Annotated in this window: 9 protein-coding genes and 2 pseudogenes; 2 read left to right on the plus strand and 9 right to left on the minus strand. The window is 69.6% G+C overall.

What is annotated here, in order from left to right:
• Positions 1 to 103 precede the first annotated feature (103 nt).
• The 6 genes from ACSHXC_RS37145 to ACSHXC_RS37170 form a co-directional block, all read right to left on the minus strand.
• Positions 104 to 1237: an FAD-dependent monooxygenase gene (locus ACSHXC_RS37145; RefSeq protein ID WP_438295734.1), complete on the minus strand. Its 1134-nt coding sequence runs from the start codon at positions 1235 to 1237 to the stop codon at positions 104 to 106.
• Positions 1238 to 1407: 170 nt separating this feature from the next.
• Positions 1408 to 3090, minus strand: coding sequence for an alpha/beta hydrolase (locus tag ACSHXC_RS37150; protein ID WP_438295735.1), 1683 nt, complete (start codon positions 3088 to 3090; stop codon positions 1408 to 1410).
• Positions 3091 to 3280: 190 nt separating this feature from the next.
• Positions 3281 to 4441: an agmatine deiminase family protein gene (locus tag ACSHXC_RS37155; protein ID WP_438295736.1), complete on the minus strand. Its 1161-nt coding sequence runs from the start codon at positions 4439 to 4441 to the stop codon at positions 3281 to 3283.
• Positions 4442 to 4596: 155 nt separating this feature from the next.
• Positions 4597 to 5691 carry an agmatine deiminase family protein gene (locus ACSHXC_RS37160; protein WP_438295737.1) on the minus strand — a complete coding sequence of 365 codons (1095 nt, stop codon included), beginning with the start codon at positions 5689 to 5691 and terminating at the stop codon, positions 4597 to 4599.
• A 113-nt stretch (positions 5692 to 5804) separates the two neighbouring features.
• Positions 5805 to 6389, minus strand: a complete 585-nt coding sequence (locus ACSHXC_RS37165) for a TetR/AcrR family transcriptional regulator (protein ID WP_438295738.1) — start codon at positions 6387 to 6389, stop codon at positions 5805 to 5807.
• A 52-nt stretch (positions 6390 to 6441) separates the two neighbouring features.
• Positions 6442 to 6999 (minus strand): TetR/AcrR family transcriptional regulator, encoded by a 558-nt coding sequence (locus tag ACSHXC_RS37170; protein ID WP_438295739.1) that lies wholly within the window; start codon positions 6997 to 6999, stop codon positions 6442 to 6444.
• A gap of 449 nt (positions 7000 to 7448) precedes the next feature.
• Here ACSHXC_RS37170 and ACSHXC_RS37175 point away from each other — a divergent pair.
• Positions 7449 to 7727, plus strand: a pseudogene (locus ACSHXC_RS37175) (urease subunit alpha); the annotation flags it as partial.
• Positions 7728 to 7865: 138 nt separating this feature from the next.
• Here the strand turns inward: ACSHXC_RS37175 and ACSHXC_RS37180 are convergent.
• Both ACSHXC_RS37180 and ACSHXC_RS37185 read right to left on the minus strand, forming a co-directional pair.
• Positions 7866 to 8345 carry a polyketide cyclase gene (locus tag ACSHXC_RS37180; RefSeq protein ID WP_438295740.1) on the minus strand — a complete coding sequence of 160 codons (480 nt, stop codon included), beginning with the start codon at positions 8343 to 8345 and terminating at the stop codon, positions 7866 to 7868.
• Positions 8346 to 8498: 153 nt separating this feature from the next.
• Positions 8499 to 9350 carry a LysR family transcriptional regulator gene (locus ACSHXC_RS37185; protein WP_438295741.1) on the minus strand — a complete coding sequence of 284 codons (852 nt, stop codon included), beginning with the start codon at positions 9348 to 9350 and terminating at the stop codon, positions 8499 to 8501.
• Between the two features lie 80 nt (positions 9351 to 9430).
• Here ACSHXC_RS37185 and ACSHXC_RS37190 point away from each other — a divergent pair.
• Positions 9431 to 9919: pseudogene (locus ACSHXC_RS37190) on the plus strand (cupin domain-containing protein); the annotation flags it as partial.
• Positions 9920 to 10056: 137 nt separating this feature from the next.
• On the opposite strand, the gene ACSHXC_RS37195 reads toward ACSHXC_RS37190, so the two are convergent.
• Positions 10057 to 11676 (minus strand): alpha/beta hydrolase, encoded by a 1620-nt coding sequence (locus tag ACSHXC_RS37195; protein WP_438295742.1) that lies wholly within the window; start codon positions 11674 to 11676, stop codon positions 10057 to 10059.
• Between the last annotated feature and the right edge of the window lie 71 nt (positions 11677 to 11747).

Genomic DNA, 11747 nt, shown 5'->3' on the forward strand with positions numbered 1-11747 from the left:
GCGGTTCAGGTCCCCGGTCCGGGTTTCGGCCGGGGACCTGCCGCGTTCGTCCGCCTTGGTGCCGCTGGGCGCCTGGGTGCCGGCCTCGGGGGCTTGGGGGGCGTCAGCTGTGGTGGGGGTAGTCGGGGAGTGCGATGGCGTTGGCCGCGTGGGCGAGCTCGTCGGACGAGCTCGAATTGCCGTCGGCCCTGCGATGGGCGAGCTGCTGGTTCTCACGGACGTACTCCCGCATCACCTGCTCGTAGCGGGCGAAGGCCGCACGGTGGTCGCCAAGGTGGCTGGCGAGCTCGCCCGCGAGTACGTAGGCGCCGACCATGGCGATGCTGGTGCCTTGGCCGGATCGCGGCGAAGCGCAGTAGCCCGCGTCGCCGACGAGCCCGATCCGTCCGTTCGACCAGTGGTCGAGGTGGACCTGGCTCATCGTGTCGAAGTAGAAGTCCGGCGCGTCCCACATGCTCGCAAGGAGGCGGGGCGCCTCCCAGCCGACGTCGGCGAAGCGCTCGGCGAGGATGTTCTTCTGCTGCTCGGGGTCGCGGTGGTCGAAGTCGAGTTCCGCGGACTGGAACAGCAGCATCGCCCGGGCCTCGGTGTTGTGCCGGGCGCTGTAGACGCCGACCAGCGCGTCATCGGTGGTGTGGTACATCTGCCAGTGGTCGAGACCGAGAAAGTTGTCCACGCTGAAGATGGCGAGATAGCTGTCGAGGAAGTGGAGGAAGTCCGACTCCGGGCCGAAGGCCAGCCGGCGCACACCGGAGTGCAGGCCGTCCGCGCCGATCACGAGGTCGAAGCGGCGCGGTCGTTCGTGCCGGAAGCGGACCTCGACGGCGTCGTCGTCCTGAGTGAGGGAGGTGATGACATCGCCGAACAAGTACTCGTTCCCGTAACGAGTCGTGTCGAACAGCAGGTTCGTCAGGTCGTCCCGCATGATCTCGACATCGTCGTTGTCGATCAACCCGCCGGTCAGGGTGGCCTCGGTGGACCTGGACAGCTCCTCACCCCGACTGTCCACGAACGACATCCCGCGCATGTCGGTGGTGGCCGCCCGGACCTTGTCGAGGAGCCACATCCGTTCCACGACCTGTAACGCGACGCCGCGGATGTCGATGGCCTGCCCACCCCTGCGCAGCCCGGGTGCCCGCTCCACGACCGTCGGATGGAACCCCGCGCGCTGCAACCAGTGAGCCAGCGTCAGCCCCGCGACACTCGCTCCGGAGATCAGAACATTCCCGTTTCGCATGGCTTCTCCCAGTGCTTCGGACGTGTACGCCGGTGACGGCATCGTCCGCGGGCGCGGACTCCTTGAGTCTTGGCGCCGGATGACGGGACGGCAATGCCCAGTTCGGCAAGCAATAGTTCCGCTCTGAGCAACTGTCCGGGGTTGAGCCATGACTCCCGCGAGGAGGGGTGTCAGGGGGTCGACGCGGTGTGATCCAGGAGGGTGCGCAGCCGGGTGGTGTCCGCCTCGGTCCAGGAGTCGGGGGCGGCGATGGCTGCCCAGGCCGCGGCGGGCATCGAGCCGTACTGATGGCCATGACCGGCGGGGATGCTGTTGCCGACAGCGAGGTCTCCGGCGAGCTGCCAGAAGGTGACCAGGGGAAGCCAGTCGAGGTCGGGGGAGACGTCGGCGGCGCGCGGTGCCCGGAGCCATTGCGGGCGGTGGACGAGCAGCCGGGGATGCCACCAGACGATGGGGTCGGAGCCGTTCTGGAGGTACACCACATGCGGCCTGCCGTCCGGGGAGGGGACGGCTCGCAGGTCGGCGGCGGTCTGGGCGAAGCGCACGGTGCGGCCCTGCTGATAGAGCGGGCGCCAGACGGGGCTGTCCGGATCGCGGGCCTGGGTGAGCTGCTGCCAGATGGGGTTGAAGCTGGGAGGCCCTGCGAGCAGGGCGCCGTCCGTGTGTGAGGTGAGGTCCTGGACTCCGCCGGGGAAGGCGAGTTCGGTTCCGTAGGAGCCGAGGCTCTCGCCGAAGACGAGCAGCTTGGGGCGGTGCGTGGCCGGTCGCTGGGCCCAGCGCTCGTGGACGGCGTCGAACAGGGCGCGGCCGGCCGCGGCGGCCTTGTTCTCGGTGAGCAGCGAGATCCAGCTCGGCAGGTACGAGTACTGGATGGCGACCAGCGCGCTGTCGCCCGCGTACATGTACTCCAGCGGAGCCGCGGCCCGCTCGTCGACCCATCCGCTGCCCGTCGACGTCATCACGGCCAGCACCTTGCGGTCGAAGGCACCGGTGCGCTCCAGCTCGGCGACGGCAAGGCGGGCCCGCTCGGTCAGTGACCGGGCGGTGTCCAGGCCCACGTACACCCGGATGGGCTGCATGGCGGGCCGGCCGGAGAACGCGGCCAGCTGCGCGGGTGTGGTGGTCTTCCCGATGAAGTCGCGGCCCTGCGCGCCCAGGGTCTGCCACTGGGCCCGCGAGGCATGACTGCCGGACAGGAGAGGGGAGGTGGGTTGGGTGATTCCCGGGGAGGTGCGGGTGTTGGCCAGGGAGGCGGCTCGTTCCGCGACGCCGAGCAGGACGTTGAACAGGAGGCCTTGCACGGCTGCCACAAGCAGCAGCACCACCAGGATGCTTCCTGCGATGTAGGCGGCGGGCCGGGGAACGACCCGGTCGAGCAGGCGGATCACGATGCGGGTGGCGAGCCTGACCACGCGGGCGGCCATCACGATCACGGTGCAGACCACGATCGCCGCCACCGGGATCAAGGACCAGGTCAACCAGTCGATGCGAGTGCCGAGCCCTACCACACGGCGCGCGGGACGTTCCCAGTCGGCACTGACCACGGGCATGCTGACGAACAGCAGCCCGGCCACCACAAGGAGGGTGATCCACGCGATGCGCATCACCCGGGGACCGGGCCGCACCCGGGCCCGGCGCAGTGCGGCACCCACCAGCGCGCCGATGGCGTAGCCGATGGCCGCAGCGATGCCGCCGATCACCGCGTGCAGAACCCACGGGCGGGGCAGCAACGAAGGCGTCATCGACATGCAGCAGCACAGCACCGCACCGGCGACCGCACCAAAGGACGGCCGGCGCCGGATGACACGATCCGGGCCGGTACGCTGTCGCGGCCAGTCCACTCCGCGCGCCATGGCGCCTCCCTTCCTGGCCGAGCAGGAGTACTTCGCCGCGCCGGGCCCCGGCGGCCGGGCTCTCGCTGACGTTCAGCGCACCAAGAGTGGACCAGCCACCGCGCAGGGCGGCCGCGCCACTCCGCGCGGCGGACGGGCGCCACCGCACTGCACCACCCGGCCCCGTTGCGCGCGCCTTGGAGACGGGACGCTACTTGGCCGGCTTGCCGGGCTGGTCGTGGGTCGAACAGTGGATGCCGCCCCCGCCGGAGGCGATGGTGTCGATCTTCACCATGACGATGTCGCGCTTCGGGAAGTGCTCCTGGAGGATGCCCTTGGCCCGGTCGTCGGCCTGGGCGTCGCCGAAGCGCGGCATGAACACGGCGTCGTTGGCGACGTAGAAGTTCGCGTAGGTGGACACGAAGGCGTCGCCGCGGCCGGTGATCTTGTCGAGGTCGGGCTGCGGCAGGTCGATGACCTCAAGTCGCTTGCCGCGGGCGTCAGTTGCCCCCTTGAGGGCCGCCCTCGCCTGGTCGGCGGACTGGGACCAGACGTCCGGCGGGCTGCCGGGGAAGGCCTGGTCGACCAGGACGACACCCGGCGCGGTGAACCGGGCGATGCTGTCGACATGGGCGTCGGTGATGTCCTTGCCCCGCACCCCGGCCAGCCAGAGCACCTTCTTGACGCCGAGGCCGCTCTTCAGCTCTGCCTCGATCTGGTCGCGGCTCTTGCCGGGGTTGCGGTTCTTGTTGACCACCGAGCTCTCCGTGACAAGGAGCGTGCCCTCGCCGTCGGTCTCGAAGGAACCGCCCTCGGCGACCAGTGGTGCCTTGGCGCGCGCGATGCCGTACTTCGCGAGCAGCACCCGGCCCACCTGGCCGTCATTGGTGTGCACCTGCTTGTTGCCCCAGCCGCTGAAGTTGAAGTCGACGCCCAGGGTGTGGCCGTTCTGCTCCACGAACACCGGCACCGTGTCGCGGGCCCACAGGTCGTCCACCGCGAGCGGGGTCACCTCGACCTGGGAGCCGCAGGCCCGCTGGGCAGCCGCCTGCTGATCGGGCCGGGCCATCAGCACCACGGGCTCGTACTCGGCGACGGCCCGCGCCACTCGTGCGATGTCCTCGCGCACGGACGGCAGCTGTTCGCCCCACACCGAATCAAGGGCCGGCCAGGACATGAACGTCCGGGCGTGGCTGTCCCATTCGGCACCGAAGCGCCGGCCCGCGCTCTGCCGACCCGCGGCCGAGGGCGAGGAGGAGGACACGTCAGCCGGGTCGTCCCCGGGACTGCAGGCCGCGGAGGTGACCGCGAGGGCGCCGATTCCGGCGAACGTGCGCAGCGCGGTGCGACGGGACAGGGGAGGAGGGGTCACGGAGAAACTCCTGCGTTGGCTGGTGGGTCGCCATTCGGGACGTACAGATCCCGGAATTCAGGCCCTTGAGGCGAAAGCTGGCCGAGGGCGTTCTTCTTTTCGCGCGTCCGAAGGGGCGCGTGCGTGCTGGATCGTGGTCGGTGACGAATCCCGGGCTAGGGGAGCGGCTGATGCATCGTGGAGCAGTGGATTCCGCCGCCTCCGGCCATGAGGCGGTCCACGTCCAGCTGGACCACCTCGCGTCCGGGAAACGCCTCGGCCAGGGCCCGGCGCGCCGCGCTGTCCTTTGCTGCATCGCCGAACTGGGCGGTGACGACGGCACCGTTGACGAGATGGAAGTTGAGATAGGAGTCGACGAACTTCGAACCCCGTGACCGCACGGTGTCCGGCCCGTCCACCCGGACCACCTGGAGTCGTCGCCCTCTCGCATCGGTCGCAGCGGACAGGATGGCGAACTGTTCGCGCGCGTCCCGGGCCCACACGTCGTTCCGGTCGTCCGGCGGAACCTGCACCATGACCACGCCAGGACGGACGAAGCGGGACGTGACGTCGATGTGGTTGTCGGTGATGTCCTGGCCACGCACTCCGGGAACCCAGATCATCTTCTCGGCGCCGTACGCGCGGAGCACGGCCTCTTCGATCTCGGGCCGAGTCATCCCGCGATTGCGGTTCTTGTTGACCAGACTGCTCTCGGTGGCCATGACAGTGCCGTCACCGTCGGTCTCGATCGAGCCGCCCTCTCCCACGAAATCCGCCCAGTGAAATCCGAGACCAGTGAATTCGGCTACGTACTGGGCGACTTCGGCATCATCGCGATGGGTCTGCTTTCGGCCCCAGCCATTGAAATTGAGGCCGACGGCATCGAGACGGCCGCGGCCGTCCTGGCGGAAGACGGCGCAGGTGTCGCGCATCCACAGGTCGTCGGTGGGGATCGAGTCGATCACGGTGACACCCGGGCCGCAGGAGGCGCGCGCTTCCGTGGCCGAGTAGTCGTCCGGCGCGCACATGACGACGCGCTCGTACGCCGCGACCGTACGGGCGATGAGCGCGATGTCCTGCTGGACGCCGCCCAGGTGGCGCCCCCAGATGGACCGCCGCGACGGCCAGGACATCCACGTGCGGGCGTGCGGCACGTCGTCCGCGGGCACGCGCCAGGTGGAACCGCCCGCGTCGCCGGCGGCAGGCCCGGGGGAGGGGCTCGTGCCGAAGAGGGCATCCAGCAGACGCCTGCCTGTGGGGAGGTGGGTCATGGGTGGTGCTCCGCATCACGTGCTGTGCATCGATAGGGCCACTGTGGCACTGACTGAAAATTCAGTCAAGGAATGAAAGGCGCCCCCATCTCGAACGCGCGGTGCCCACAGCCTCAGGCCCGCGGGCTCGGGAGAAGCTCGCGCTCCAGGGCGGCCGCCACGTGGGCCCTCGCTTCCGGGGTGGTGATCAGGCCGGCCAGCCAGCGCCCGCTCAGCCCTTCCACCAGGGCCGTCAGCCGGATCGCGGCGGCCCGTGAGTCGATGGACGCGGGGATGGTGCCGTCGTCCTGGCCGTCGGCGATCAGCTCGGCCAGGTCGACGAGCCAGCGCTCGGTCAGCGCGGTCAGGACCGGCCGCAGCCCTTCGTCGAAGGTCGCCGCCGCACGCACCTCGCCCCACACGGCGGAGTTCTCCCGCACGGCGGCATCGTCCTGGAATTCCGCGGCAAGCAGCCGAAGCAGCAGCTCACGGGCGGGGGAGCCGTCGTCCTCCGTGATGTCCGCGTAGCCCTCGGCGCGGTCGTTGACGTACTCCAGCGCGCTGGTGACCAGGCCCGCGCGGTCGCGGAAGTGGTAGTAGATCAGGGTCTTGGACACGCCCGCCTCGGCGGCCACGTCCTCCACCCGAAGCCCTCGGACGCCCCGCAGGGCTATCACTCGGCAGGTCGCTTCCAGCAGCTTGGCGCGTCGAGTACTCACGTTCGTACAGTAACCACTCAAGTGCGGTGCGCTCGCCGTACGGCGCGTGGCGCTAGCGGCGGTCGAGCCGTTCCAGCTCCACGGCGATGGCGTCGAGCAGCAGTGTGCGGGCGTGGGTCAAGGGGAGAATGCCGCTGAGCCAGCGCATGCTGAGACCTTCGAGCAGCGCCGTGAGCCGCTCGGCGGAGGCGGCGAGGCTGGCGGCGGGGGACATGGGGCTGACCTGGCCCAGCAGATCGGCGATCTCCTGCACCCAGATCAACGTGGCCTTGGCGAGGTCTTCCCGCAGCTCGGGCTCGAATATGGCGTTCGCCCGCAGCTCGCCCCAGGCCGTGCTGTTCTCCCGCACCACGGCCTCGTCCTGCAGTTCGAGGAGCAGGGTCTGTTCCAGCTCCTCGCGGGGGCTCAGGGGTACGGCGCCCGTCGCGCGCTCGGTGGTGTAGCGCTCGGCGCGGTCGCTGATGAACTCTAGGGTGCGGCGCAGGATTCCGGCGCGGTCCTTGAAGTGGTAGTAGATCAGCGCGGTGGACACCCCGGCCTCGGCGGCCAGCTCCTCGACGCGCAGGCCTCGCACCCCGCGCCGGGCGATGACCCGCGCGGCTGCTTCCATGATCGCTGTTCTACGGTCGCCCACGGTTCCCCACCCTATCTGCCCCGGTCAGGGCCCTGCCCCGGGTTCATCGCACAAGCTGTTCCGGGTTCATTGCGCAAAGGCATCAGGCCTTGTCGCCCGGCCTCGGTGAACCCATCTGGTTCTGCCTCCATCGCATCTCTCGACTGAAATTTCAGTCAGTGGGATGTTCTCGCCACGCGCTGCCAGCCCGCCAGGGAACGTCGGCCCTCATCGAAAGCGATCCCCTCATGCGCATCCATGCCCCCACCCTCGCACCGGCCCGGAACCCCCACCCGGAGCCGCGGACATGCGGCTGACTCCCACCGAACGCGACCGGCTGTTGCTGTTCGGCGCCGCCGAGCCGGCCCGCGCCCGCAGACCCGGGGGCCGCGAAGACGGCCCGTGACGGGCTGCACCTGAAGGCAGCCACAGTGATCGAGTCGGCCTGGGGTGTCGGCGTCAATTCCCCCTGGGCGCTGCGCCACGCGTTCAACGCCTTCGACGCCTGGCCGGTCAACATCGGCTTCCTCGGCCGGGGTTCGTCCTCGAACGGCGCCCCGCTGGTGGAGGCGCTCGCCGAGGGCGGGGGCTGCGGGTTCAAGGTCCATGAGGACATGGGCGCGCACGCTCGGGCACTCGATACGGCGCTACGTGTTGCGGAAGGGCATGACGTCCAAGTCGCCCTGCGCAGCGACGGGTTGAACGAGTGCCTCACCGTCGAGGACATGACGCCAACCGGAACCCGAAGCTCAAGCAGGCGCAGATCGAGGCGGCCCTGTGCGGGGCGTTCGGCGCGTCAGATCCAGGGCCCCGACTGCGACCGCATCCGTTCAGCGCCCCCAGCTTCGTAGCAGCGTATGACCTCACCCACCGCAGACCAGCTCGGCCAGGTGGTGCAGCGAGTTGGGGAGATGTTCGGGGCCGAACGGCGGGAACTGGATGTACTCGCGGATGGACTGCGGCACCGCCGACCAGTCGTAGGTGAGCGTGATCTCGGTCTCGGACGGGCCGAGCGGTGCAAGGTCGTAACGCCAGAGCCAGCCGCCGAACTCCAGTTGACCGTCTCCCTTCGGGTCGTACCCCGTCAGCCAGCCGATGGCGCGCGATGGGTCGAGTACGTGGACCTTGTTGGCCACCTGGTAGTCACCGTTGGGATGGTTGGGGTGGTACATGTCCATCCGGAAAATCTGCCCCACCTCGGTCAGCGGTGCCCGGTCGACGGGTTCCTGAACCCAGCCGGTGCCGTCGATCGCCGCATGGGCCGTCGGGTCGGCCAGCACCGCGAACACTCTCGCGGCGGGCACGGCGACCGTCAGGGTGGCGCTCAGGTTGTCCTCGGCCATGGTGCGCATGCTCCTCGTCATCTCGGTTCGGGCGTCCCGCCGACGCGGAGGAGGGAGGTTCCCCGACATGTAGACGACGCGGCGAGGCGGAAGTCATCGGTCATGAGGCCGGAACCCGCATCCGTGCGGCCGGGCGGGCTTCCCGGTGAGTGCTCAATCCTCGTAGGCGGCGATCGCGATCTCGACGAGTGACCGGATGAGCGGATTCGTGTCGCCCGCCTTCCAGGCCACCACCATGCGGCTCGGCGGCATGTCGATCAGCGGTACCACGGTGAGCCCCTCTCCCGGCTCGTGGTCCAGGAGCGTCATGCCGACCGTGCCGTTCCAGAGCACGGCTTGCCGGCATTCCCGGACGGCGCGTACCACCGGCCCTTCGCGCGGCTCGCCTCCGTTCCAGTACGCCTGCCAGAGAGGGTCGGTGCCTTCCGGGAAGCGGAACCAGCGGCGGTCGGCCAGATCGGCCAGTTTCAGGCTGCCGCGGCCGGCCAGCACGTCGTCGGACCGGAGCAGCGCACCCACCGGGTCGGTGCGGAGCTCGCGCACGGTCAGGCCGGTCCGGTCGAACGGGCCGCGGGTCAGGGCGACGTCGACCGCCCCGGCGTGCAGCCCGCAGGTGGGGTCGTTGAGGTCGGTCTCGCGGACGCGGACCTCGGCATGCGGGTGCCGTCGGCGGTAGGCGGCGGCCAGCCGTGTCGCGCCCGGGTCGGTGCTGTCACCCAGGATGCCGACGGTGATGGCCGTGGCGCCGACCGCCGCGGCCACGCGTCCCCGTAGCAGGTCGGCCCGGGTGAGCAGGGCACGGGCCTCGTCGAGCAGCACCGCTCCCGCCTGAGTGAGCGTGACACCGCTCGGGGAGCGGTCGAACAGCGCGGTGCCGAGCTCGGTCTCCAACTGCTTGATCGCCCGGCTCAGTGGCGGCTGACTCATGTGCAGCCGTCCGGCGGCCCGGCCGAAATGGAGTTCCTCGGCGACCGCCACGAAATAGCGCAGAGTACGCAGCTCCATGCTGTGACGATACCCGTGCGGTATCGGCGTTCCGGAACCGGTCTTGGACAGTGTGCTGCCCCTGGCAGTGGAATCGAGGCATGACCGAAGAAACGAAGGCAAGTGAGCCGATCGCCCATCCCGCCGTCTCGGTGGTGGGCCCGGGCGACGGCGAGACGATCGTTCTGGGCACCACGCGACTGCGCATCCTCGAAGACGGCAGCAACACCGGGCACCGCCTCGGGCTCGCCGAGTCCGTCCTCGCGCCGCACACGCCCGGACCGCCGCAGCACCGTCACACCCAGCACGACGAGGGCTTCTACATCATCTCGGGCTCGGTGCGGTTCACCGTCGGAGCGAACGACCACGACGCGCCCGCGGGCACACTGGTGATGGTCCCGCCCGGGGCCCCGCACACCTTCGCCAACGTGACCGACCAACCGGCCGTCATGCTCAGCACGTTCACGCCGGACCTGTACGTGCAGTACTTCCGCGATCTGCAGGACATGATCGCCAGCCGCCGGCCGATGACCCCGCAGGCGACCCTGCAGACGATGAGCCGCTATGCCACCGAGCCTGCCGACGACGTCTCCCACGGCTGGCAGGGCCGTGGGGGTGGCCCCATGAGGGGTGGGGGCAGTGGGCTCCGAGTGGAGCCGGATCACGCGCACGGCGGCAGTCGGCCGAGTGCCAACTGCCGTCGTGCTGAGCCGAGTTGACGCCTCGCCTACCGGAGGACGCCGTGCACGGCCTCGGGGTCGGTGGGGGAGAGGGGGCTGAGGGTGGGCTTGCGGGTGAGGGCGGGCGGCGGGGTCACGTAGGTGGGGGTGGGGTCGGCTTCGGGGGCGCAGGTTTTCGCTATGCGGCCGCCGCCCTTGGGGAGGCTGCCGTCGCGGAGGTAGTCGGTGAAGGTGTCGTCGAGACAGGCGTTGCCGTGGAAGAGGATCTCGTGGAAGCTGCCGCCGTTCTGGACGACCAGCTTCGAGCCGGGCAGCGCGTCGTGCATGGCGAGCCCGCCCTCGTACGGGGTGGCGGCGTCCTCGGTGGCCTGGAAGAGCAGCACGGGCGGCAGGCCCTTGCCGGTGATCTTCATACGGCCCGCCGGGTCGCCCTGATAGGGCCAGAACATGCAGGCGGCGTTGTACCACATGTTGTTGTACGTGTAGAAGGGCGCCGAGGCGTTGACCTTGGCCTGGTCCTTCTTCCAGAACTCCCAGTCACGCGGCCAGGCGCTCTCGGTGCACTGCGCCGCGTTGTATGCGGGGAAGGCGCCGTCGTAGGCACCCGGCGCCGCGTACAGGTTGTAGGCGGTGTTCAGCGGCTGGGTGTCGTGGTGGGTGACGTAGGCGGAGAGCACGGTGGCCATGCGCGGCCAGCGCAGGAAGTTGTACCCACCGCCGTAGAAGGTGTCCTCGAACTCGGCGGGACCGATCTTGCCGCGAGCCGGGGCCGCGTCCACGGGGTTGCTCCGCAGGTCCGCTTCGACCTGCTGGTAAGCCTTCTCGACCGCGGCGGCGTCCGTGCCGAGGTGGTAGACCGCATCCGCCTTGGCCGCCCATACCGCGAAGGCGTCGAAGCGGCGCTGGTGCTCCTTGTCCTGCAGGACGTTGTGGTCGTACCAGGTGATGGTGGGGCCGACGATGCTGTCGAGCACCATCCGCCGGACGTGCGAGGGGAAGAGCTGGCCGTAGGTGGAGCCCAGCGAGGTGCCCCAGGAGCCGCCGTAGAAGTTGATCTTGGGTGCGCCGAGTGCCCGGCGGATGCCGTCCATGTCGCGCGCGTTGTCGGCGGTGGTCATGTGCGGCATGAGCCAGGACCAGTCGGCCGCGCAGTCGGCGGCGTACCCGGCCGCCTTCTTCAGCCATGCCTTCGAAGTGCCCTGGCTCACCTGGTAGTCGGGTCGCTCGCCGTCGAAGTAGTGGGCGTCGCAGACGACATGGGGCTCGCTGCCGTTGGTGCCGCGCGGGTCGAAGCCGATCCAGTCGTAGGTCGAGGCGACGTCCTTGGGGATCTGCCCGGAGATGTAGGCGGGCATCCAGAGCCCGGAGTCCCCGGGGCCACCGGGGTTGAGCAGGATCGGCCCCTGCTGCTTGCTCTTGGGCGCGGTGGCGGGGAGCCGGTTCACCTTGATCTTGATCTTCCGGCCGTGCGGGTCGGCGTAGTCCACCGGCACGTCGAGCATCGCGCACTGCAGCGCGGGTGTGCTGGTGTCGTTGCAGGAGCTCCAGACGAGCTTCCCCTGTCCGGTGTCCGCGGGGGCGGCCGCGTCGGGTGCCGCGCTGGCGGATGTTCCGGTGAGGGCTGCGACGGCAGTGGCTGCCGAGAGCAGGGCGATGACTTTTCTCATGGAGAGCATGATGTGATATGTGAAATTTTACAGCTAGGGAACTGACGGGACGTTATCAAGCTGTGACTGGA

Source organism: Streptomyces sp. HUAS TT7 (genome assembly GCF_051550175.1).
Taxonomy (GTDB): Bacteria; Actinomycetota; Actinomycetes; order Streptomycetales; family Streptomycetaceae; genus Streptomyces.

What these genes read in the sequence shown, in the direction of transcription:
- ACSHXC_RS37195 (WP_438295742.1), bottom strand. Translation starts at nt 11,676, where the DNA reads ATGAGAAAAGTCATCGCCCTGCTCTCGGCAGCCACTGCCGTCGCAGCC.
- ACSHXC_RS37170 (WP_438295739.1), bottom strand. Translation starts at nt 6,999, where the DNA reads ATGGAAGCAGCCGCGCGGGTCATCGCCCGGCGCGGGGTGCGAGGCCTG.
- ACSHXC_RS37180 (WP_438295740.1), bottom strand. Translation starts at nt 8,345, where the DNA reads ATGGCCGAGGACAACCTGAGCGCCACCCTGACGGTCGCCGTGCCCGCC.
- ACSHXC_RS37160 (WP_438295737.1), bottom strand. Translation starts at nt 5,691, where the DNA reads ATGACCCACCTCCCCACAGGCAGGCGTCTGCTGGATGCCCTCTTCGGC.
- ACSHXC_RS37145 (WP_438295734.1), bottom strand. Translation starts at nt 1,237, where the DNA reads ATGCGAAACGGGAATGTTCTGATCTCCGGAGCGAGTGTCGCGGGGCTG.
- ACSHXC_RS37185 (WP_438295741.1), bottom strand. Translation starts at nt 9,350, where the DNA reads ATGGAGCTGCGTACTCTGCGCTATTTCGTGGCGGTCGCCGAGGAACTC.
- ACSHXC_RS37150 (WP_438295735.1), bottom strand. Translation starts at nt 3,090, where the DNA reads ATGGCGCGCGGAGTGGACTGGCCGCGACAGCGTACCGGCCCGGATCGT.